This is a genomic window from uncultured Algimonas sp. (assembly GCF_947498175.1).
Taxonomy (GTDB): domain Bacteria; phylum Pseudomonadota; class Alphaproteobacteria; order Caulobacterales; family Maricaulaceae; genus Litorimonas.
Window position 1 is genome coordinate 413,554 of sequence record NZ_CANMJB010000003.1, and the last position, 22,663, is coordinate 436,216.

At 65.9% G+C, this 22,663-nt stretch carries 18 protein-coding genes; 9 read left to right on the plus strand and 9 right to left on the minus strand.

Features of this window, described 5'->3' with window-relative positions; translation table 11 throughout:
• Positions 1 to 44: 44 nt before the first annotated feature.
• On the plus strand, positions 45 to 1,874 hold the full coding sequence (ggt, locus tag Q0718_RS06855; protein WP_298915415.1) for a gamma-glutamyltransferase: 1,830 nt from the start codon (positions 45 to 47) through the stop codon (positions 1,872 to 1,874).
• A 24-nt stretch (positions 1,875 to 1,898) separates the two neighbouring features.
• Here the strand turns inward: ggt and Q0718_RS06860 are convergent, their stop codons facing one another.
• From Q0718_RS06860 to Q0718_RS06870, 3 genes are all read right to left on the minus strand, one after another.
• Entirely contained in the window at positions 1,899 to 2,450 is a 552-nt protein-coding gene (locus tag Q0718_RS06860) for a YetF domain-containing protein (RefSeq protein ID WP_298915418.1), read from the minus strand.
• A 53-nt stretch (positions 2,451 to 2,503) separates the two neighbouring features.
• Positions 2,504 to 3,904 (minus strand): HAMP domain-containing sensor histidine kinase, encoded by a 1,401-nt coding sequence (locus Q0718_RS06865; RefSeq protein ID WP_298915421.1) that lies wholly within the window; start codon positions 3,902 to 3,904, stop codon positions 2,504 to 2,506.
• A gap of 69 nt (positions 3,905 to 3,973) precedes the next feature.
• On the minus strand, positions 3,974 to 4,513 hold the full coding sequence (locus Q0718_RS06870) for a GcrA family cell cycle regulator (protein WP_298915424.1): 540 nt from the start codon (positions 4,511 to 4,513) through the stop codon (positions 3,974 to 3,976).
• A gap of 256 nt (positions 4,514 to 4,769) precedes the next feature.
• On the opposite strand from Q0718_RS06870, the gene Q0718_RS06875 reads away from it, so the two are divergent.
• The 3 genes from Q0718_RS06875 to Q0718_RS06885 all read left to right on the plus strand — a co-directional run bounded on the left by Q0718_RS06875 (position 4,770) and on the right by Q0718_RS06885 (position 8,543).
• A complete protein-coding gene (locus tag Q0718_RS06875) occupies positions 4,770 to 5,609 on the plus strand; it encodes an ABC transporter permease (RefSeq protein WP_298915427.1) in 840 nt (279 codons plus the stop codon).
• A 32-nt stretch (positions 5,610 to 5,641) separates the two neighbouring features.
• Positions 5,642 to 6,838 carry an aspartate aminotransferase family protein gene (locus tag Q0718_RS06880; protein ID WP_298915431.1) on the plus strand — a complete coding sequence of 399 codons (1,197 nt, stop codon included), beginning with the start codon at positions 5,642 to 5,644 and terminating at the stop codon, positions 6,836 to 6,838.
• A 730-nt stretch (positions 6,839 to 7,568) separates the two neighbouring features.
• Positions 7,569 to 8,543 (plus strand): KpsF/GutQ family sugar-phosphate isomerase, encoded by a 975-nt coding sequence (locus Q0718_RS06885; protein ID WP_298915434.1) that lies wholly within the window; start codon positions 7,569 to 7,571, stop codon positions 8,541 to 8,543.
• On the opposite strand, the gene Q0718_RS06890 is transcribed toward Q0718_RS06885, so the two are convergent.
• From Q0718_RS06890 to ald, 4 genes are all read right to left on the minus strand, one after another.
• A complete protein-coding gene (locus tag Q0718_RS06890) occupies positions 8,540 to 9,118 on the minus strand; it encodes a histidine phosphatase family protein (RefSeq protein ID WP_298915437.1) in 579 nt (192 codons plus the stop codon). The two genes, Q0718_RS06885 and Q0718_RS06890, sit on opposite strands and share 4 nt — an antisense overlap.
• Entirely contained in the window at positions 9,115 to 9,891 is a 777-nt protein-coding gene (kdsB, locus tag Q0718_RS06895) for a 3-deoxy-manno-octulosonate cytidylyltransferase (protein ID WP_298915440.1), read from the minus strand. Before kdsB ends, Q0718_RS06890 begins: the two co-directional genes overlap by 4 nt.
• The gene (locus Q0718_RS06900) at positions 9,888 to 10,958 is read right to left on the minus strand and encodes a dihydrofolate reductase family protein (protein ID WP_298915443.1); all 1,071 of its coding nucleotides are present in this window, start codon (positions 10,956 to 10,958) and stop codon (positions 9,888 to 9,890) included. Before Q0718_RS06900 ends, kdsB begins: the two co-directional genes overlap by 4 nt.
• Positions 10,959 to 11,032: 74 nt before the next feature.
• Positions 11,033 to 12,145, minus strand: coding sequence for an alanine dehydrogenase (ald, locus tag Q0718_RS06905; RefSeq protein WP_298915446.1), 1,113 nt, complete (start codon positions 12,143 to 12,145; stop codon positions 11,033 to 11,035).
• A 139-nt stretch (positions 12,146 to 12,284) separates the two neighbouring features.
• Here ald and Q0718_RS06910 point away from each other — a divergent pair, with 139 nt between their 5' ends.
• On the plus strand, positions 12,285 to 12,740 hold the full coding sequence (locus Q0718_RS06910) for an Lrp/AsnC family transcriptional regulator (RefSeq protein ID WP_298915449.1): 456 nt from the start codon (positions 12,285 to 12,287) through the stop codon (positions 12,738 to 12,740).
• 48 nt (positions 12,741 to 12,788) lie between these two features.
• Positions 12,789 to 13,667 (plus strand): hypothetical protein, encoded by an 879-nt coding sequence (locus Q0718_RS06915; protein WP_298915452.1) that lies wholly within the window; start codon positions 12,789 to 12,791, stop codon positions 13,665 to 13,667.
• Positions 13,668 to 13,705: 38 nt separating this feature from the next.
• Here the strand turns inward: Q0718_RS06915 and Q0718_RS06920 are convergent, their stop codons facing one another.
• Together Q0718_RS06920 and Q0718_RS06925 are read right to left on the minus strand one after the other, a co-directional pair.
• Positions 13,706 to 16,318, minus strand: coding sequence for an AAA family ATPase (locus Q0718_RS06920; RefSeq protein WP_298915454.1), 2,613 nt, complete (start codon positions 16,316 to 16,318; stop codon positions 13,706 to 13,708).
• Positions 16,315 to 17,475 (minus strand): DNA repair exonuclease, encoded by a 1,161-nt coding sequence (locus Q0718_RS06925; RefSeq protein ID WP_298915457.1) that lies wholly within the window; start codon positions 17,473 to 17,475, stop codon positions 16,315 to 16,317. The genes Q0718_RS06920 and Q0718_RS06925 overlap by 4 nt, the downstream gene beginning before the upstream one ends.
• A 185-nt stretch (positions 17,476 to 17,660) precedes the next feature.
• Here Q0718_RS06925 and Q0718_RS06930 point away from each other — a divergent pair, with 185 nt between their 5' ends.
• The 3 genes from Q0718_RS06930 (at position 17,661) to Q0718_RS06940 (ending at position 22,339) form a co-directional block, all read left to right on the plus strand.
• Positions 17,661 to 18,083 carry a hypothetical protein gene (locus Q0718_RS06930; RefSeq protein WP_298915460.1) on the plus strand — a complete coding sequence of 141 codons (423 nt, stop codon included), beginning with the start codon at positions 17,661 to 17,663 and terminating at the stop codon, positions 18,081 to 18,083.
• Positions 18,084 to 18,272: 189 nt separating this feature from the next.
• Positions 18,273 to 19,766, plus strand: coding sequence for a CoA-acylating methylmalonate-semialdehyde dehydrogenase (locus Q0718_RS06935; RefSeq protein WP_298915462.1), 1,494 nt, complete (start codon positions 18,273 to 18,275; stop codon positions 19,764 to 19,766).
• 62 nt (positions 19,767 to 19,828) lie between these two features.
• Entirely contained in the window at positions 19,829 to 22,339 is a 2,511-nt protein-coding gene (locus Q0718_RS06940; RefSeq protein WP_298915465.1) for a DUF305 domain-containing protein, read from the plus strand.
• The last annotated feature ends 324 nt before the right edge of the window (positions 22,340 to 22,663 follow it).

Below are 22,663 nucleotides of genomic sequence, written 5' to 3' on the forward strand. Positions count from 1 at the left end.
CATGCATCTTGCGCGCGCCGCCGGGACGCGCGAAAGCCGGGTCCATGTCCTTACGCGCCCTGCCTGTTCTTTCCGCTGCCGTCCTCGCGGCGTGCCAACCCTCCGGCGAAACGCCCGAGCCGACCAATCCGAGGACCGACGATCCAGTCGCCCAGTCCGAGGTCATGGTCGCTCCGCCCCGGCAAGCCATGGTCGCCGCCGCCAATCCCTACGCGGCCGAGGCGGGTGCGGAAATCCTGCGCGCGGGCGGCTCGGCCGTGGATGCGGCCGTCGCCGTTCAGGCGGTGCTGGGCTTGGTCGAACCGCAAAGCTCCGGCTTGGGCGGCGGGGCCTTCCTCGTCCTGCACGATCCCCGCACGACCGAAACCTGGACCTATGACGGACGCGAGACCGCACCCTCGGCGGCGACCTCCGCGCTGTTCCTGGGCGATGACGGTAAGCCCCTGCGCTATTTCGATGCCATCGCCTCGGGCCGGTCCACCGGTGTGCCAGGCGCGGTCGCCATGCTCGGCATGGCGCATGAAGATTACGGCACGCTGCCATGGGCCGACACGCTCGATCCGGCGATCGCCTTGGCGGAAGAGGGTTTCGTGGTCAGTCCGCGAATGGCGGAGCTGGTGGAACGGATGGGGGCCTATGTGCTGCCGCGCGACGACGATGCGCGGGCCTATTTCTTCGTGGACGGCGATCCGGAGCGGCCCATTCCGGCCGGTTTCACGCGCGACAATCCCGCCTACGCCCAGACCTTGCGCGCCTTGCAGGCGGATCCGCGCGCGCTCCTGCACGGTCCCATCGCCCAAGCCATCATCGACAAGACGCGCGAAGCCCCACGGCCCGGAACGCTCAGCCTGGACGACATGGCGGATTACCGCCCGATCAAGAAAAGCGCGCTCTGTTCGTCCTATCGCGATCACCGCCTCTGTTCCGCGCCGCCGCCCTCGTCGGGCGGGGTCGGGGTGCAGGCGATCCTGGGATTGCTGGAAGAGTTCGACATGGCGCAGGCCGGACCGAGCCTGGAGGGCTGGCACCTCTTCGTCGAAGCCAGCCAGCTCGCCTATGCCGACCGGGACCGCTACGTCGCCGATCCGGACTACGTGGACGTCCCGGTCGACGATCTGCTCGACAAAGGCTATCTGGCGGGCCGGGCCGACCTGATCCACAGGGATGCGGCGCTGACCCGCTACGCTGCGGGTGATCTGGGCGATGCGGGTACGGACGCGACCGGCGAGGTGCCGGGAACGTCGCATTTCACCATCGTGGATGCGGACGGGCTTGTCGTTTCGATGACCACCACCGTCGAAGCACCGTTCGGCAGCCAGCGCATGGTCGGCGGGTTCATGCTGAACAACGAACTGACGGATTTCTCCTTCAGGCCCGAGGACGATCAGGGGCGTCCGATCGCCAACCGGGTCGAACCGGGCAAGCGGCCGCGGTCTTCCATGGCGCCGCATATCGTCTTCGGCCCCGACGGCGCGCTGGCGTTCACGACCGGCTCGCCTGGCGGCAACGCCATCCTCGCCTATACGGCCAAATCCATCGTCGGGCTCATCGATTGGGACCTGTCCGCGCAAGCCGCCATCGAGCTGCCCAACGTCATCGCGCGGAACGGCACGGTGCGACTGGAGGCCAAGGACTTGCCGGACGAGGACACGGACGAGGTCCAGCGCGCCGGTCCGGCCGAGGAATTCGGTTTGGATTCGGATATCATCGAGGGTCTGGAAGCGATGGGCCACGAGGTGGTGCGCTCGCGCGGAGAGATCAGCGGCCTGCACATCATCCGGGTTCTGCCGGACGGCACGCTACAGGGCGGCGCCGATCCTCGCCGCGAGGGCGTGGCCATCGCCGTGGACCTGGACTCCGTTGACACGGATTAGGCGTCGCAGATTGGGTGCCGCAGATCAGGCGTCGCCGCCTGCATCCCCATGCATGGTGAAGCCGTCATTCTCGTTCGCCCGGGGGATGGCCTCGCGCGGCAGATGGCCGTCCGACTCGATGACGGTGATCGTGCCGTTCGGCTCGAACGTCATCGCGCCGACATCGCCTATGTCGTCCAGTCCGGCCATGCGGACGGCGCCCATGATTTCGTCTTCGTTGATGCGCGCGCGCGCCATGGCGCGTTTATCCATGACGCCGTTACTGATGACCAGCACCGGCTCTTCCTTGATCCATTTGGAAAAACGCGGAAAACGGAAGGTTAGCGCGGTCAGGATCCATTGAAGCCCGACCATGGCCGCCATGCCGAGCAGGGAGGCGGGCAGGTCGTGCGGCGTCAGGATCGCGCTGGCCGCCAAGCTGCCCATGGCGACGTTCAGGATCCAGTCGAAGCTGTTCATCCGCGCCACCGTGCGCTTGCCGGATATCCGCATGAGCGCGATCACGAACAGATAGGTGGCGGTCGTGGCGATCAGCACGCGCGGCAGCAAAGGGAGATCGGTCAACCAGTCCATCATTGACCGTATCCCTGCCTGCGCGCTTCGTTCCGACAAAATGCCGCAGGCAGGCGTCAGTCTGCAGCGCGCGCCAGCCCCAGAATGAAAGTCGTGCCGTCCGGCCCGGTCTCCAGCAGTTCCAGCGATCCGCCCATTCCTTCGGCCAGTTCCTTGGAAATCGACAGGCCGAGCCCGGTGCTGCCTTCGCTGGTGCCGCGGGTGAACGGCAGGAACAACCGGTCCTCGACCGATTCCGGCAGGCCGGGACCGTTGTCGGAAATGCGGGTGATGACCGTATCCGCGACCAGGTCGGCGGACACATCGATGGCGGGTTTGTCCCGTCCGCTCATGGCTTGCGCGGCATTGCGCAGCAGATTGCTCAGGATGCGGTGCAGCTGCTCCGGGTCGGCCGTCACGCGCACATCGCGCCCGATCCGGTTGGCGATCCAGACTCTGGGAAAGGCGGTGCGCATATCCATCTGCACGTCGGCGACGATGCGGCCCAACTGGACGGTCTCGAAGACCGGCTCCGGCTCGCGGGCGCTGGAATATTCCAGCACCTCGTCCGTCAGCCCGACGCCGCGTTCGACCGTGCGGGCCAGACGTTCACCCATCTCCGCCAGCGCCGGATCGGGATTGGCGGACAGGCGGTCGGCCATCAGCAGGGCGGTGGACAGCACGTTGCGCAGATCGTGGTTGATCTTGGTCACCGACAGGCCGAGCGAGGCGAGCCGTTCGCGCTGGCGGAAGGCAGACCGCAGCGACTGCTTCATGGCGTGGAATTCGCGCTGCAACTGGCCGATCTCGTCGCGCCGCTCGGATGCTGGTGCAAAGCGCCGCCGCCGCTCCGGCGCTTCGCGGAAAGCGGTCATGTCGTCGGCGAGTTTCTGGACGGGCCGCACGATCAGGCGCAGCATGGACAGATAGATCAACGCGCCGACGAACGCCGCGATCAGGATGCTCAGCAGCAATATCCGTCCGGCATAGGCGCGCAGTTCCGCCCCGATCGCCGCGCAGGGCACCAGCAATTCCAGCCGATCCTGCCCGGCGATGGGCGAGGGAGCGATCAGCCGTAGGTACCCATCGCCGCGGGCGAAGAAATCCATGCCGGTGGCGACGAAGTCGGGGAAACGCGTATCCGTGCGCAGATCCTCGACCGCGACGATGTCGGCCAGGGGCGGCTCGCCCAGGATCAGGAAGGTCTGTCCGTCCTGGAAGGCGGCAAGCAGCCGCGCATCGGTTTGCTTCATGAATTGGCGGGCCAGCATGTCGGAAGCTTCGCGCGAATGCTGCCCGGCCTGCTCGCTCATCAGCGCTTCGGCGACCAGCCCGGCCGACTTGGCGCGCATTTCCAGCCCCTCCTGGCGGAAATAGGCGATGGACGGCAGGAACAGCAGCATTTCCGCCGCCAGCACGAAGCCGACGGTCAGCAGCAGCAATCGGGCCGACAGGGATCGGGACAGGAAGCGGTGCACTCGCGACCGATGAAAGAAAAAGGCGCGTCCGGCAAGACGCGCCCCAAAAATCGTGATGTGCGACCGATCCTAGCGCAAGCGCTTGCGCGACGTGGGAGCCGGTCCGATGCTGATCATCTTGCCGGAACTGTTGCGGCGGCGCGACGGCTGGTAGGCGACCATGGAATGCGCCGTGCAATAGGGTTCGTCCGGATCGGTCTTGCGGCCGCAGAAACGGAATTCGTTCCCGCCCGGATCGCCGATCGGCCATTTGCACATGTGATCGGTCAGGGTCAGGATGGTGGCGTAGTTGCCGTCCTTCAGGGGCTTGGCATCGAGCGGCGCCTGCGTCGGCACGGGCAATTGCGCCGGAACGGCCTTGGGCTTGGCCGCGGCCGCCGGCTTGGCTTTCGCGGCGGGTTTGGGTTTGGCCGCCATGCGCGCCGCCTTGTCCTTGGCGGCCGGCTTGGGACGGCTGGGCTTGGCGCGTCCGGACAGGCCGAGGCGGTGGACCTTGCCGATCACCGCATTGCGTGTCACCCCGCCGAGTTGCTTGGCGATCTGGGAGGCGGACAGGCCGTCCGCCCAGAGTTTGCTTAAGGTTGCGACGCGGTCTTCGGTCCAAGCCATGGACGATCTCCTATCGGCGGGCGCGGACCGGGAGCCCGCACACCATATATTGTTTTCCCTGACGAAAATCTTGTAGCAAGCGAGCGGCGAGCCACAAAATATGGGTGGCTGCCTATCCACAGCAATCAAGATATTGTGGCATCTTCATCCACAGGCCGTCGCCTGATTGAATCCGCGAGAGTCCCCGAAGTTCCATAGCGCTTTCAGGCGGGATGCGGTGTTGCACAGTCCTCCGGCGCGGGACTATGGCGGGACCATGTCCCACATCCCGAAATCAACCCTCGTCGCGCAGGCTCCCGAAATGGCCGCGCGCTCTCCCGAAATACGGTCTCTGGGCCCCGTCAACTGGATGGGCCTGGCGACGCTCTATAAGAAGGAGGTCAAGCGCTTCATGCGGGTCGCGCCGCAGACCCTGCTCGCGCCGATCATCTCCAACCTGCTCTACATGACGGTCTTCGTGCTCGCCTTCGCCGCGCTCCGGCCCGACCCGTCGGCGTTCATGGCGTTTCTCGCGCCCGGTCTCGTCATGCTGGGCATTCTGAACAATGCGGCCGCGAACAGCAGTTCCTCGATCATGACCGGAAAGATGATGGGATCGATCACCGACGTGCTGATGCCGCCTTTGTCGCACACGGAACTGGCGCTGGGCTGGATCGGCGGGGCAGCCACGCGCGGCGTGCTCGTCGCCATCGTCACGGCCATCGCCCTGTCGTTCTTCACGCCCCTCATCCCGATGCATCTTTGGGCGGTGCTTTATTTCGGGCTTTCCGCCTCGGTCATGATGGCGATGATCGGCGTGCTGTCGGGCATCTGGGCGGAGAAGTTCGACCAACTCGCCGTGGTCAACCAGTTCATCATCCTGCCGCTCTCCTTCCTGTCGGGCACCTTCTACCGCATCGACGTCCTGCCGCCGATCTTCCAGACGCTGATCCAGGGCAACCCGCTCTTCTACCTGATCGACGGCTTCCGCTACGGATTCACGGGCGAAACCGACGCCAATCTCCTGTTCGGGGTTGTATTCATCGCCGCCTTGAATATCGCTCTCTTCCTGGCCGTCTGGTTGGTGCTGCGCGCAGGCTGGCGGATCAAAAGCTAAGGCCCCCCGGAATGCGGGGAATGGAGTGAACCATGGCCGAGGGAAACCACCTCTTTGACTGTTACAATCCGCCGAACATCGTGTTCGAACGCGGGGAAGGCGCCTATCTCTGGACGGACCAGGGCGAGCGCTATCTCGACTTCATCGCCGGCATCGCGGTCAATTCGCTCGGCCACGCGCCTGCCGACGTGGCCGAGGCCGTCACCGCGCAGATGGGCAAGGTCTGGCATCTGTCCAACATGTTCAAGGTGCCGGGCCAGATCGAACTGTCGCGCCGTTATTGCGACGACTTGCCTTGGGCCGACAAGGTGTTCTTCCAGAACTCCGGCACGGAATCCCTCGAACTCGCCATGAAGACGGCGCGTCGCTATCAGTACGGCGAAGGGCGCCCGGAGAAGTACGACATCATCGGTTTCGGCGGTGCCTTTCACGGACGCACCTTCGCCGCCGTCAATGCGGCCGGGAATCCGAAATATCTGGAAGGCTTCGGGCCGAGGCTGCCTGGCTTCGTCAATCTGCCCTTCGGCGATCATGATGCGTTGAAGGATGCGGTCGGCGAGACGACGGCCGCCGTCTTGGTCGAGCCGGTCCAGGGCGAAGGCGGCGTGCGGGCGCTTCCGCCCGAATGCCTGCGGGGGCTGCGGGAGCTGTGCGATGAACACGGCGCCCTGCTGATCTATGACGAAGTGCAGTGCGGTGCGGCCCGGACCGGCCGGCTCTGGGCGCATCAGTGGGTCGACGGCGGCCATCCCGACATCATGGCGGTCGCCAAGGGCGTCGGCGGGGGCTTCCCGCTCGGCGCGGTCATCGCCAGCGCCGAGGCCGCCAAGCACATGGTGCCCGGCACGCACGGCACGACCTATGGCGGCAATCCGCTGGCCATGGCGGCGGGCATCGCCGTGCATGAGCGCATCAGCGACCCGGCCTTCCTCGAAAACGTCCGCGACGTCTCCAACGCCTTCCGCCAATCGCTCGAAGGCCTGAGAGACGAATTCCCCGACCTGATCGCCGAAGTGCGCGGCAAGGGCCTGCTGATCGGCCTGAAAATGGCCGTCGAAGGCGATCACCTCAAGGCCAAGACGCGCCTGCTCGACCACAAGATGATGGTCGGAACCGCCGGCGACAACGTGCTGCGCATGGCCCCACCCTTGATCATCGGCGAAACCGAAGTGCGAGAAGCGATGGAGACGCTCCGCACCGTGCTGTCGGAGATGCGTCCCCACCTCTAACCTGGCCCCACAGGTTTGCGTCCCGCGTGCGGATCTAAGATTGCCACCGGCAATCGTCGCAAACCTTGTTCCGCAGGAACACGCGTCCCAAAGGACGCGAAGGGAACGCCGCCCCGCAAGCCCGGACGGCGCCCTGTCGGCCTGCCTCTCCTCATCCCGGGCTCGACCCGGGATCCATCTCCCAACGGTTCCGCCCAGCCCAGCCGTCCCGTGATGGACCCCACGGGACCGCGCCATCGTGCCCCTGCCCGGGGGTGAAACTATGAAGGTAGCTAAGGCAAGACCAGGAAGGCCTCGCACGGGTTTCGGGCATGTCTGTTTCGGACTCCTTTAGAATGCATTCCTTGTCCATCTGGAACGTCCGGCCCTTTCAGTCGCTTGCAAAAACGCAAACCGATCCTCGTTCGGATCACGGCGCTGACGACCGGTGCGCCGGCCGGACGCGCGGGCTTCGCCCTTGCGTGAAACGGTAACCTCTCTTTCGGTGCCTCGCGGGACCGAAGCCCGCGCCTCGTGCCACTGCCCAACGGAGCCAAGGCACAGACTGCACTCTCCGCCGGATCAGGACATCCGGTTATACGAAGAAGCGCGCGCGAAGATCAACGTTCCCTCACCCGACCGTGCCAGCCGGACCAGAACGCAGAACGTGGGACCTCTTACGGACACGAACCGGCTTTACGCCCCATCGGGTGCGGGCTAGGTCCGGAGCCATGCCGACCGGACCCGCTTCATGACTTCCGCGCCCGACACGTTGGACCTCGCACGAGGGGCGGTCGCGATCGAGCGCGACGGGCTGGACGCGCTGGTCGGTGCGCTGACGCCCGGCACGCCGCTGGGCGAGGCGGTTCTGGCGACGGTCGCGGCGATCCGCACCGCGCCGGGCCGGGTCGTCGTGTCGGGCATGGGCAAGTCCGGCCATGTCGCGCGCAAGATCGCCGCGACCTTGGCCAGCACGGGCACGCGCGCCAGCTTCGTCCATCCGGCCGAAGCCAGTCACGGCGATCTGGGCATGATCGACCGCGACGATCTGGTGCTGGCCCTGTCCAATTCGGGCGAGACGCGCGAGCTCTCCGACATGGTCAACTATTGCGCCCGCTTCGACATCCCGCTGGTCGCGATGACCTCGGTCGCGGGCAGCACTCTGGGGCGCGCGGCCGATCATTTGCTGCTGCTGCCCAATGCGGCCGAGGCCTGCGCGGTCACGCGCGCGCCGACGACCTCGACGACGCTGATGATGGCGCTGGGCGACGCGCTGGCCGTGGCGCTGCTGCGCGGACGCGGCTTCGGGCCGGACGATTTCCGCACCTACCATCCGGGCGGCAAGCTGGGCGCGGCGTTCCGGCGGGTCGGGGACGTGATGCGCGACGGGCCGATGCCGCTGACCGGCCCGGACACGCCGATCGACGATCTGGTCGCCCTCATCACGCAAGGCGGGGCGGGCACGGCCGGGATCGTGGAGGACGGACGCTTGGTGGGCGTGGTCACGGACGGCGATCTGCGCCGCAATTTCGGCCGCGACATGACGGACTTGCGCGCGTCCGACATCATGACGCCGGGGCCGGTGACGGTGGAGCCCGACACGCTGGCCGCCGACGCGCTCGGCCTGCTCAACCGCAAGCAGATCCAGGCACTATTCGTGGTGCGGGACGGCGCGCCGGTCGGGTTGCTGCACGTCCACGACTTCCTCGGAGAGGGGGTCGTCTAGGGCCTGATGTTCCACTCCGTCACGCGCCAGTGATCCGGAGTCTCGTCGATGATGCCGTAAGCGCCGGTCTTGAGCTTGCGTTCCGCCCCGTCATGGCGGGCGACGTCGAGCGCGAAGCGGGCGATGCCGTTGCTGGTCACGATCAGCGTCCGGCCGACGGATTGGGCGAGCAGATCGGCCCAGTCGGTGCGGATCGTTTCCGGATCGACCAGCCAGTCGCGCGGCGGCACGGCGTTCTCGTCCCAGCGGGCGATGGCGTCCGCGCCGAGACGGGCGATCACGGCGGCTTCCGGCTGGCCCTCGTCCGGGCCGTAGTCGATTTCCAGCAACCGGTCGTCGAAGAGGATGTCAGGCCCGGTCATTTCCGCCGCGATGAGTTGCGCGGTCTGGCGGGTCCGCCGCAAAGGCGAGCTGACGATGCGGTCGAACGCCGTGCCGGTGAAATGCGCGGCCAGCGCGGCGGCCTGTGTCCGGCCCGAAGAGGATAGCGGCAGATCCGTGCCGCGCCCGACGCGGCGCACGGTCTCGCCCGGATCGAATGTGTTGCCGTGTCGGACGATGACGATCTGCCTCATCGGCTTAGCTCCGCCAGCCTGGCTTCGGCGCGGGCCAGGTCTTCGGGCGTGTCGATCCCGGCCTGGCTCATCGGATGGGCCGCGACGCGCGCGCAGGTGATGCTCAGACCCGCTTCCAGCGCGCGCAGCTGCTCCAGCCCCTCGATCCGTTCATAGGGCGAGGGCGGCAGGGCGACAAAGTCTGCGAGCGCTGCGCGGCGATAAGCGTAGAGGCCGACATGCTGCAGCACGGGCGACATGTCGGTTTCGGACCGGGCTTTCTTGCGGATGGCCGGAATGACCGCCTTGGAGAACCAGAGGGCGCGCCCGTCCGTTCCGACGATCGCCGTCGTGCCGGAAAACGGCGTGGTGCGCTTGGCCACGCGCAGTTCGTCCAACGCGGTCCAGGACAGCGGGACGACGGGCGTGGCGATGTCGGCGTCCGGGTCGGCGGCCAGCGCGTCGAGGCAAGCTCGGACGTAGTCCGGCGGAGTGAACGGCGCATCGCCTTGCAAATTGACGACGATGTCCGCGTCCGGCGCGAACAGGTCGGCCGCCGCCTTCGCCCGGTCCGATCCGCTCGGCAGGTCCGGGTCGGTCATGATGACGGGCAGGCCCTCGGCGTCGCAGAACTCCGCGATGCGAACGTCGTCCGTCGCCACGACATAGTCGCCGATCTGCGCGGCGACGGACGCCGTGCGCGCCAACATCGCCACCCCGCCGATCTCGGCCAGCGGCTTGCCGGGAAAGCGGGTGGAGGCGTAACGCGCAGGGATCACGATGAGGGCGGTCATGAGGCGGCGTATACAGGCGCATTGAGCGCACGGAACCGGGATTCGTAGCCGGGCAGATGCAGCACGTCCACGCCGTGATTGCGCAGGAAGGCGAGGCCGGTCTGGCGGGTGAAGGTCTCGTCTTCGGCCACGGCGTAGATGAGGCGGCGAAGGCCGGATGCGACCAGGCGTTCCGCGCAGCCGGTCGGCTTGGAGGCGCGGGTCAGGCAGGGTTCCAGCGTGCAGATGACGGTATGAGCAGAGCCGTCTAGCTTGGATAGCAGCGCTTCCTCGGCATGGTCCGTGGGCCCGGTTTCGCGGCTATAGCCGGTCGCGAGGACAGACAGGTCCTCGCTGCAGGCCACGGCCCCGACGGCGAAGGCGGTGGCGCTGGGCGGGCATTGGGCGGACAGGTCGAACGCCCGCCCCATGAGGGGCCGGGCGCGCGACAATAGCAGATCGATATGGTGAACGGTCGTGTCGCCGAGCCGTTCGGTGCTGGCGATATGGAGCGGGGCGAGAAACGCGTCGAGATCGCCGAACAGGCGCGCGTGCCCAGCATCGCCGAATGCGCGCGGGCTGACCGCGAGGCGTAATCGGCGCGCGCGGGGCAGGGCGAGGCGGAGCATTTGCGCGCCGCCTTCGATCAATATGTCGGACAGACCGCGCGCGGTCGCGATCCCTAGAACGGCCTCGATCGGGTCGCCCATGAAATGTTCGACCGTGGCTTTCGCACGATCGGGGGGCGCGTGGGTCGGACTCGCGCTCAGCACGATCGTTTCTGCGGTCCCGGTGCGAAAGAAGGCGCGGTCATGCGGTATGTCGCCGGACCGGGTGATGACGACCTTGATTGGGTCGGGCGCGCGCCCTGCCGCGGCTCGCGCGGCAATGTGCGCCGCTCCGCGCGTGGCCAGCGAAGGATCGTCCCGGCGCAGCGTCTCCGCCCCGATCACGATCATGTCCATGCGGGCGCGCAAGGCCAGCACGGCATCGAGGTCTTCGGGCGAAGACAGCACGGCGCGCTGGGGCGACGTATCGTCGAGATAGCCGTCTGCGGAGACGGCGCAGGAGAGATGGAGCGTGGGCACGGTCGGACTAGTAGCACCTACCGACGCGTTGTCCCCGGCATTTATTGCCGGGGACGAAAATGGGAGTGGACGATCTAAAGAACGCTCTTCGCCGGGACCCAGTCCAGCCTTTGCGCTTCGGCGACGGCTTCGAGGGTCAGCCGGCCCTCGCAGACGTTCAGCCCGGCAAGCAGATGCGGATCCTCGCGCATCGCATCCTTCCAGCCCAGCCGGGCGATGCGCTTGGCATGATGGATGGTCGCGGCGTTGAGCGCGTAGGTCGAGGTGCGCGGCACGGCGCCGGGCATGTTGGCGACGCAGTAATGCACGATGCCGTCCACGACGAAGATCGGGTCGGCATGGGTGGTCGGACGGGACGTTTCGAAACAACCGCCCTGGTCGATGGCGACGTCGACCAGCACGGCGCCCTCCTTCATCCCGCCGAGCATGTCGCGCGTGACCAGCTTGGGAGCGGCAGCGCCGGGGATCAGCACGGCGCCGATGACCATGTCGGCTTCGGCCAAGCGGGCTTCCAGCACGGCCGGGGTGGAGCGTTCGATGTTGGCGCGTACGCCGAATTCGTAGGAGAGTTTCTCCATGACCGTGTTGGAGCGTTCGAGGATGGTCACGTCGGCTTGTATCCCGACCGCCATCAGCGCGGCATTGTAGCCCACATCGCCGCCGCCGATCACCAGAACCTTGCCGCTGTTCACGCCCGGCACGCCGCCCAGCAACACGCCGCGTCCGCCGTTTTCCTTCTGCAGCGCGTTCGCGCCGGCCTGGATCGACAGCCGCCCGGCGACCTGGCTCATCGGCTTGAGCAGAGGCAAGCCGCCCCGGTCGGATGTGACGGTTTCGTAGGCGATGGCGACCGCGCCGCTCTCGATCAGTTCGCGCGTCTGATCGGGATCGGGGGCGAGGTGGAGATAGGTGTAGAGAATCTGGCCGGGGCGCAGCATGGCGCGCTCCACCGCCTGCGGCTCCTTGACCTTGACGATCATCTCGCAGCCTTCGAACACGCTGGCGGCATCGGGTTTGATGGCCGCCCCGGCGGCTTCGTATTCGGCGTCGTCCGATCCGATGCCGGACCCGGCCTGGGTTTCGACCCAGACGTCGTGGCCGTCGGCGACCAGCTCGGCCACTGACTCCGGCGTCAGGCCGACGCGGTATTCGTGGTTCTTGATTTCCTTGGGGACACCGATGCGCATGGGGGTTCTCCGGCGAAGAGCGAATGGATTGGGCGCCTCATAGATAGCTCGTTCCTCGAAAAGTCACGAATTTTGCTTTTCCGCATCCGGTCTTGCGCGTTAATGTCCGACGATATCGTTCAGCAACGGGATGTTTTCGATGATCGAAGCGACGGACCGCAAGATCCTCCGGGAATTGCAGCAGGACAGCCGCCGATCCGCCGCGACCATCGGCGAGCTCGTCGGCCTGTCGGCTTCGGCCTGCCACCGCCGCATCCGATTGCTCGAGGAGCGCGGCCTGATCGAGGGCTATGGCGCGCGGTTGAACGCCGACGCGCTCGGCTACGCGATGAGCTTTTTCGTCGAAGTCACGCTGGAAGGGCAGAGCGAGACCGTGCTGGGCGATTTCGAACGGGCGGCCCTGGCCCGCGACGAGGTGCTGGAATGCCACCTGACGACCGGGCCGGCGGATTATGTGCTGCGCGTCGCGGCGCGTGACACGGAAGACTATGAGCGCATACACCGCCGCGTCATTTCCGGCTTGCCGCACGTCATCCGCATCCAGAGCAGCTTGGTCATGAAGACGGTCAAGCGCTGGCGCGGCTATCCGGTTTGAAATATTCCATGCCTCGACCGTAAAGACCGGGCCGGGTAGGGGCGCGGCATGAGCCGATGGGTCGATTACTGGCGCGCCGTGTCCGGGCGCATCACATGGGACCGCAGCCTGCTGCGCGGCGCGTGGACCGTGCCGTGGCTGCACTGGCGCGGGCGACGCGGCCGTCCGGCCCAGCGCGGCACGATCGCCTACTGGCCGCAACCGGGCGCGCCCTGGTACACCATGCCGCTGGCCCTGTGCAGCACATCGTTGCGCGAAACGCGGGACTTGCGCGCGGCGGATGCGGTGATGATCTTCGACGACCGGACCGAAACGACGGTCGCCCTGCCGGATACGGATGCACGCCTTCTGAACGCCCGCGCGACCGATATTTCCAAAAGCCATGTCGGCGATGTGTTCGAAACCGTGTTCGGTTATCCGGTGACGGTCGATCCGGTGCGGCATGCGGGGGTCATGGTCGAGAAATCCGAGGAGAACGGCGTGCATGACGGGCGCATCGTCCAGGGGCCGCTGACGGCACCGCGGCCCGGTTGCCTCTATCAGCGCTTGGCCGACAGCACGGTGCGCGACGGCGTGACAGAAGATCTGCGCTGTATTTGCGTCGGCGGCCGGCTCGTCCTGGTGTTCCGCAAGGAGAAGGCGGCGGCCGCGCGTTTCGGCACAGCCTATCTCGGAACCACAGTGCGCGAGGCGCAGGATTGTTTCAGTACCGAAGAGCTGTCCAAGATCGCGCGTTTCTGCGACGGGATCGGTTTGGATTTCGGCTCCGTCGATGTGGTGCGCGATTATCCTGATGCAGGGCGGCCCTACATCGTGGACGTGAACAAGACCTGCATGCCGGTCCTGTCCATGCCGGTCGGCGCGCTGGAACCGGCCTTGCGCCGGATCGGGACGGCGCTGGAAGCGCTGGTCCTGTCGCCCCGCTAGCTTTCAGGCCCTAGTCTTCCGGGCCTAGTCTTCCGGCCCTAGTTTTCCGGCCAAGGCCGCATCGTCAGGCGATGGCCGCCCAGCTGCACGGCGTTGGCCTCATGGCAGGACAGATAGAGCAGCTGCAGCGGATCGGACCCGCTGGTGACGTAATGCATGACGTCGAACATGCGCGCCCGCCGCTGGTCGTCGGCATAGACGAGCGCATCGTCCAGGATGACGGGTGAGGGTTGTCCCTGGCGGCCCAGCATCCGGGCATAGGCAAAGCGGGTCAGGATCGCGATCTGCTCGCGTGTGCCGCCGGACAGCTGCTCCAGATCGTCCTGACGCCCGTCGCGGATCAGTCCCTGGGCCCCCAGCGTTTCGTCCAGCGAGACGTCAGCCCCGTCGATCACCATGCGCAATAGCGGCTGCAGCTCCTGCCGGACAGGGTCGGTGTAGCGTTCCTGCAGCGTTGCCTGGGACTCGCGCAGCGTGTCGCGCAACAGGCTCAGGGCGTCGGCCCTGCGGCGATGACGCTCCAAATCCTCGTGCAGGCGGGCGGCGCGGGCCTCCAATCGTGCGACTTCGGCGTCCGGATCGCGCTGTTCGAAACTTTCGCGTCTCCGGGCCGACAGTTCGGCTTCCTCCATGCGCAGCTGCGACAGGGTTTCGGTGCGTGTCCGCGCAATGTCGCCGAGACGCTTGATGCGCGCTTCGATCAGGGCCGGGTCGGTCGGTGCCTGCGCTTCGGCCTGCGAGAGGGCGGCTTCGGCGGTGTCGATCTGCGAGGCCAGGGTCGCCGCCTGCGCCGCCAGCGTTCCGTAAGCCGCGCCGCGCCGGTCGGACGCCGCTGTCAGGGGCGCCGCCGCGAGTGCACGTCGCCGGGCCGACAGGCGCTCGCCGGTTCTGGCCAGCTCCAGGTCGATTTCGGTCAGCTGGGACCGCGCCGCGTTGCGCTCGCCCCGGGTTTGCGACAGGCGGTCTCGCAAGGCGTCGGCGTCGATCGGGGTCTCGTCGCGCGGTTCGTCCTCGAGCTGGATCCGGAGCCGCTCAATATCGGCGTGCAATCGTTCCCGTGCGTCCAGCAAGGCGTCGCGGCCATCGGGCGCGATCAGCGTGATCTGGCGGTCGATCACGGCGATATTGTCGGACAGCGCCTTCCGGTCCCGCAGGATGCGCAGGGCCTCCTCCTGCGACTCGACGCTGTATTCGTCCTGAATGTCGGACAATGCTGTTTCGGCTTCGTCTCTCTGGCGGCGCAGCGTCTCCGCCTCCGGCGCATCGAGCCGGATCGTGCCGACACCGTCGATCGTCAAAGTGCGCGATGCATCCAGTCTGACCTGTCCGGTTCCGACGGGGTGGCCGTCCAATCGCGCCTTGTGGCCCGACTCCAAGGTCAGGAGCAGCACCGCATCCATGCCCGCCAGAGCGACATCGGCCTGTTGCACGTCGCGCGATCGCCGGTCCATTTCATCGACGACGTCACGGGTGACGGACGGCAAAACATCGCGTTCGGCGACCAGGCCGGCCCGTCGGTCCAGTTCGCCGTCCAACGCCTCCAGATTGGCGGTGATAGCTTGCAAGGCGGCGTTTCGGTCGGCCAGACGGCCGCGCGCGGCCCGGCGGGAGTCCAGCGCGGCCAAGGTGTCGCGGTCGCGCTCGTAACCAATCAGCGTTTCGTCAAGCTGATCCAGCGTGCGCGCCACACCAGCGCGGCGCTCCGCAAGACCGGCGCGTTGCACTTCGAGCGCGGCGATCTCCGCCTGTGCTTCGTCCAGGGCCTGGACGGCGCTCATATGCGCCGCGAGCTTCTCGGCGGCGCGCTCGCGCTCGGCTTCAAGACGGGCGAGCTTTTCTCGCTTACGGTCCAGCTCGCTGCGGGCGACCTTGGCGCGGTCGAGCGCCGCTTGCGCCTCGGCCAGCTCATCCGCCTCGGCTTCGGGGTCGCCTTGGGCCCGGGTCGCGGCGATGCGCTCGCGCACGCGCGACAGGTCTAGGCTCATCCGGTGCGTGGCGGCTTTGGCGGTGCGGGCCGCCTCCAGAGCGGCTTCGGTGGCGGCCAGAGCGTCTTCGGCCAAGGCCAGCGGCCCGCCGGTCCTGACCCGGCCCGTCGGGGTCAATAATTCGCCGAGATCCGTTTCCGTCCGGTCCAAATAGGCACGAGCGCGTTCACCGCCGACTAGGGTGGACAATTCGGTTTCCAACTTCGAGGCAACCTGGCCGTCATCTTCGGCGCGCGCCATGCTGTCGCCTTGGCGGACCCAGAGCAGTCCGGAGGGACCGCGCGCGCGCGCAGGACCCAGACCGAGCATGTCCGCGAGCTTTTCCTCGGCTTCGCGCTTGGTCGCGATCACGGCGCCCGTCTCGCGGTCGGCCAGCTGCGCGTCGCGGCTTTTGACGAAGCTTTTCTTCAATCGGTAGGCGCGGCCCGCATGGGTGAAATCGACCTCGCCGACCGGTGTGCCGCCGTCGCGTTGCAGCCGCTTGGCATCGCCCCGCCAGCTCGTATGCGGCAGGAACAGAACGGTCTCCAGAGCTGTGAGCAGGCTCGACTTGCCGCGCTCATTATGCTCGGCCACCACGTTCAGGCCCGGCTGCAGCCCGCTCACGGCGATGCCGTCCGCTCCGAACGGGCCGACATGGCGGAAGCGGAACGCATCGAGCTTCACGACGACGCCTCATCGATCGCGGCGAAGGAAAAGAGCAGCCGCAGCGCTTCGGAGGCGGTCTCCCGGTCGGCCTGGCTGAGTGCCCCGTCCTCGCGGCGTGCCTTCAGCGTTTCGGCCGCGCGCCGGACGGAGCCTTGCGCATCCAGGGCGTCCATGTCCTCGGCCACGACCTTCAGGGCAACCGACGATCCACCGCGCAAATCGATATGGGCGCAGCGATCGGTCAGCGTGTCGATGAACCACTCGAACTCGCTCCACTCCTGAAGGGTGGTTTCGCCCGAAACACGGATCTCGGCCAGCGTATGACGTGCGGCGCGGCCTTCGCCGACGATGTGGCCGATTCTCTGCACCGCCTCGTCGAGCCCGTCCACGCGCAATGCGGCTTCGATGACGGGCCAGTCATAGGCGGCGGTCGGCAAATCGGTGATGACGGGTTCGGCGCCGGCGGCTTCGATCTCCACCAGCAGCACCTGGCCCCGTCGTCCAGGCTTGAAGCGGTCCGGCTCCGGCGTACCGGGATAATGGGTGCGCGCATTGACGGCCGTGCGGGCATGCCAGTCGCCCAAGGCGAGATAATCGAGCCGGGCGCGCGCTGCCCGGTCGGGCGGGATGACGGCGTCGCTGTCACCGTCGTCGCGCCCGTCCAGCTTCGTGCCGAAGGTGCGGATCGAACCATGCGCCACGCCGATGCGAATGTCGCCCTCCGGGGTCGGGGCCGTGTCCATCCACGCCGTCAGATCGCGGCCATGATGCAGGCGTTGCCAGGGCGCGGGCAGCAGCCAGGCGTTTTCGGTCATCTCGACTGGCTCCGCCGTTCGCAGCAGCTGGACATTGTCCGGTGCAGCGTCCGAGATACGGTCCCAGAGCCCCTCCGCCCCGTCGGGATCGTGATTGCCGGGCAGGAGCCACCACGTCACGTCGGCGGATTCCCCCATGATCTCCAAGGGCTGGCGCAGGACGGAATCGTTCGGGTTGGCATTGTCCCAAGCGTCTCCGGCGACGATCACGTGCGCCGCGCCGTGAGACCGGGCGGCGTGCGCGATGCGTGCGACCGCTTCTTGCCGCTCGGCCGTCAGGCGGCCTGACAGGCGGTCTTCGAACCGGCCGAAGCGCTTGCCCAATTGCCAATCGGCGGTATGGATGAAACGGATGGCCACTAACCTATGTTATCAAACTGATTCTTTTCGGTTCTTGACCATTTGTCGCATGTGGGAACCTGGCCTGAGAACTGGACAGACTTAGGCGTTTGTAATATGTGAGGACAACCTTTCCAAAGTCGAATGACCAGGAAAGGTCTGACCCTCATGCCGATCATGGCGCGGGTCGCACGAAAGCGCAACGCGTGAACGTAACGAAACGATCTCTCGACGGAACAGTCACAACCGGTGATGTCGTCACTCTGCAGGACCGGATCGACCTCATGACGGTCGAATCCGCGCGGCTCGAAACATTCGGCGTCGTGCTGGACTGCATCTGGTTCGATACGGAAGATTGCCTGCGTTACGGCCGTCATCCGGTCAACACGATCGATGTCTTTCCCCGCCCTGCGCCCGAACGCGACATCGTCAAAGGCATGGAAGTCCGGTTGCGCTCCCGCGGTCCTGTCATGACGGTGCGCAACCTGCGGGCCAAAGATGGGTTGGAGATGGCCGATTGCGTCTGGAACGGGCCGATGGGTCGGGAACGCCGCCGCCTCTTCCCGGTCGAAACCCTCGTCCTGACCATGATGGAACGCTTCGAAGGCCTCGGCGGCGAATTCGTCTAAGGCCTTCACTTCACGGCTGGCCCGAGCAGGGCGTCGTCTCTCCCGACTCGCAACTCTTACCTCCCCTTCGTGGGTGACGGGGCAAAGCCTGCCTTTGGCATGCGGATTCGAAGCGATTGCACGGTTTCGTCCGGCGTGCGACCGAGATAGGATTAGACTCCGTAACATTTGCACGACGAGACATATTTCATGAAGACGATCGGTCATTTCATTGACGGCAAACGCGTGGACGGGCGCTCCGGGCGGTTCAAGGACATCTACGATCCCAATACGGGCGCCGTACAAGCGCGTGTCGCCATGGCGACCCCGGCCGAGCTGGATGCCGCCGTCGCGTCTGCCGCCGCGGCGCAAATGGCCTGGGCCAACACCAACCCGCAACGCCGCTCGCGCGTGCTGTTCGCCTACAAGGCGCTGGTCGATCAGCATATGGACGAACTGGCCGACCTGCTCAGCCGCGAACACGGCAAGGTGCTGGCCGACAGCCGCGGCGACGTGATCCGCGGCCTGGACGTGATCGAATTCGCTTGCGGCGTGCCGCACGCCCAGAAAGGCGAGCACACTTACGGGGCGGGCCCGGAGATCGACGTCTATTCCATGCGCAAGCCGCTAGGCGTGGTGGCTGGGATCACCCCGTTCAACTTTCCGGCCATGATCCCGATGTGGATGTTCGGCATGGCGATCGCGGCGGGCAATGCGGTGATTCTCAAACCGTCGGAAAAAGACCCGTCCGTGCCGATGCGCCTGTGTGAACTGTTCGTGGAAGCCGGCGGCCCGGCCGGGCTGTTGCAATGCGTCAATGGCGACAAGGAGATCGTGGACGCGATCTGCGACCACGAAACGATCAAGGCCGTGTCCTTCGTGGGCAGTTCCGACATCGCGCAATATGTCTATTCCCGAGCCACCGCCAACGGCAAGCGCGCCCAGTGCATGGGCGGAGCGAAGAACCACGGCATCATCATGCCCGATGCCAATATGGACCAGGCCGCCAAGGACATTCTCGGCGCGGCCTATGGCTCGGCGGGAGAGCGATGCATGGCGCTGCCTGTCGTGGTGCCGGTCGGCGAAGGCACGGCGGAGCGCTTCCTCGATGCGCTCCTGCCCAAGATCGACGCCATGACGGTCGGGACTTCGACGGACCCGGACGCCGATTACGGTCCTGTCGTGACCCAGGCCCATAAGGAAAGCATCGAAGCCGACATCGACCGTGCCGTCGAGGAAGGTGCGACGGTCGTACGAGACGGGCGGGGCTTCATCCTGCAGGGACATGAAGACGGATTCTTCGTCGGTCCGACGCTGCTGGACGATGTCACGCCCGACATGCAGACCTATCACGAGGAGATCTTCGGTCCCGTCCTGCAGATCGTGCGAGCCAAGGATTTCGAAGCGGCGCTGCGCCTGCCGTCCGAGCATCAATACGGCAACGGCGTCGCCATCTTCACCGCCAATGGCCGCGTCGCGCGCGAGTTCGCCGACCGGGTCGAAGTCGGCATGGTCGGGATCAACGTGCCGATCCCCGTGCCCGTGTCCTACCACAGCTTCGGCGGCTGGAAACGTTCCGCCTTCGGGTCGGCCAACCAGTACGGCATGGAAGGACTGCGCTTCTATACCAAGGTCAAGACGGTCACCCAGCGCTGGCCGGAAGGCGAAACGGAAGATAGCGCGTTCATCATACCGACATTCTAGAGCGGCTTGACCGCGTCAATCTTGGTTATAAAGTCACAGTTTATCTTGCAGGAGCGTCGTCCATGACCCATTACAGAAACCGCCTTGTCGCTTCATCGGCACTTGGACTTCTCGTTCTCGGTTTCGGGGCGGCTCACGCTCAGGACGTCGTCATCGTCCAGCCCGGTGCACCGGGACAGCCGAGCCAGGTTCTCAACACGCAACAGGCGGCGACGATCGCCAAGAACAGCTATTCGCGCGACGATGTCCGCTTCATGCAGGACATGATCCCGCATCATTCGCAAGCCGTAGAGATGGTCGCGCTGATCGAGGCGCGCAGCAACAATGAGGACGTGGTCGATATTGGCGGGCGGATCGATGCCTCCCAGGCCGACGAGATCGAGTTCATGCGCAATTGGCTGCGGACACGCGGAGAGGCGCTTCCAGGTGCACACGCCCATCACGGCACGCACATGTCGCATGCAGACATGGGCATGGCGACACCGGCCCAGATGGCGGAGCTGGCGACATTGCAAGGCACCGCCTTCGACGAAATGTTCCTGACCCTGATGATCCGCCATCACGAAGGTGCGGTGGACATGGTCGAAGATCTGCTGGGCCAGCCCGGTTCGGCCTATGATCCCGTACTCTACGAATTCGTCAACGACATCACCAACGATCAGACCGCCGAAATCAAGCGCATGAACGGTCTGCTGGAAGATTTGTCGCCCGATCCGCGCGCGGCCCTGTCCGCCGGCTTTGCGGATGCGGGGGAGGCGATCTCCAATCTGGTCAAGGTGGCAAGCCTGCCCAAGCCGCGCGGCTTCTTCGATCCGGCCAATCCGTCCGGCCTGCCGCCCATTATCGAACCCGATGATGAGGAGGAGGAGGCGGAGGGTCCCGCCATGGATCATGCCGGTCACGGCGCGGACCATGACGCGAGGCAAAGGGCCGCCAGCGCAGCCCTCGATCCGGAGCGCGATGACGAGCAGTCCAATGAGGAAACGGAATGGGGCGAACGTTCGCCACAGCTCAGCTTCTCCAATACCGACATGGCCTTTTCCGGTGACCGCCTGGTGGTCGGCAACTATCACGGCTTCAACATCTACGATCTGTCAGACGATGCTGCGCCCAAACTGGTCGGTTCCGTCGTCTGCCCGGGCGGGCAGGGCGACGTGTCCATCGTCGGCGACCTGTTGATCATGAGCGTCGAACAGACGCGCGGCCGCGTCGATTGCGGTCGCGAGGGCGTGTCGGAAGATGTCAGCGAGGCGCGTTTCCGCGGACTGCGCATTTTCGACATCAAGGATCTGGCCCGCGTGCGCCAGGTCGGGCAGGTCCAGACCTGTCGCGGCTCGCACACCCATTCGGTCGTCTCGAACGAAGGCGGCAAGATCGTCGTCTACAATTCCGGCACGGCCTCGATCCGAGACGGCGAGGAACTGGACGGCTGCGTCGGCGCGGTGGCGGGCGACAACCGCACGGCGCTGTTCCGCATCGACGTGATCGAAATCCCCGTCGATGACCCCTCCAAGGCACGCATCGTCGATAGCCCGGCCGTCTTCGCCGACGAAGAAACCGGCAATATCTCCGGCCTGTGGCAGGGCGGCGATCACGGCGAGGACACGCAACGCACCAACCGGACGGATCATTGCCATGACATCACGGTCTTCCCGTCCAAGAAACTCGCGGCCGGGGCATGTTCGGGCAATGGCGTAATCTTCGACATCTCCGATCCCTACAAACCCAAGCGCATCGATGCGGTCGTCGATCAGAAGTTCGCCTATTGGCACTCCGCCACCTTCAACAATGACGGCACCAAGGTGCTGTTCACCGACGAATGGGGCGGCGGCAGCCGTCCGCGCTGCCGTCCGTCCGATCCCAAGGATTGGGGCGCCAACGCGATCTACGACATCGTGGACGGCAAGCTGGAATTCCGCAGCTACTACAAGATCCCCGCGCCGCAGAGCGAAGCGGAGAACTGCGTCGCCCATAACGGCTCCATCGTGCCGATTCCCGGCCGCGATATCTTCGCGCAAGCCTGGTATCAGGGCGGATTGTCGCTGATCGACTTCACAGACAGCTCCAACCCGACCGAGATCGCCTATTTCGACCGCGGCCCCGTCCATGAGGACAAGCTCGTACTTGGCGGCTATTGGTCCACTTACTGGTATGACGGCCGGATCTACGGCACCGAGATCGTGCGCGGTCTGGATGTGTTCGAACTGAAACCCAGCGCGCATGTCAGCGAAGCCGAGATCGAAGCGGCTCTCGCAGCCGACCAGGGCGAGCTGTTCAATCCGCAACAGCAGTTCGAAGTGACCTGGCCTGATGCCGAACCCGCTGTCGCGCTTGCTTTCGTCGATCAGCTGGAGCGGGCCGGAGCCCTGGATGGCAACCGGCTCACCGCGCTGCGCACAGCCGTTGGCCAAGCCGGAGAGGCGATCGACCGTAACGCGCGCAGCGATGCGCTGGCGACACAGCTTGCCGCTCTCGCGTCCGGTCTCGACACGACCGACACGGCGTCGGCCGCTCGCGTCACGGATCTCCGCAATGCACTGACAGCCATGGCCGCGCGTTTGCGCCGGACGTAAAGGCGGCGGGTATCGCGGCACCGTCCGTGGAAGTTGTCTATCCGTAACGCGCGTCCCTATGCGCCGCGCGTTACAATGTTTGCGGGTTATTTCGTCCCGCCGACCCCGGTCCATGCCGTTTGCACATCAGCTCGATCTTCGTCTTGGCTGAGCTGGCCGAAGTCTCGCTCGCGGCGCTAGATGATAGGCGGCGACCGGCATGAATATAACTGCAATGATGACGGCTGGACTTGCGACGCAGGTGATGGATACGCGCGAAACTCCGCGCTTCGATTGTACAAATCACGAAACGGATAGTCCGTATTTCTGGTTTCTCAGCGCCGC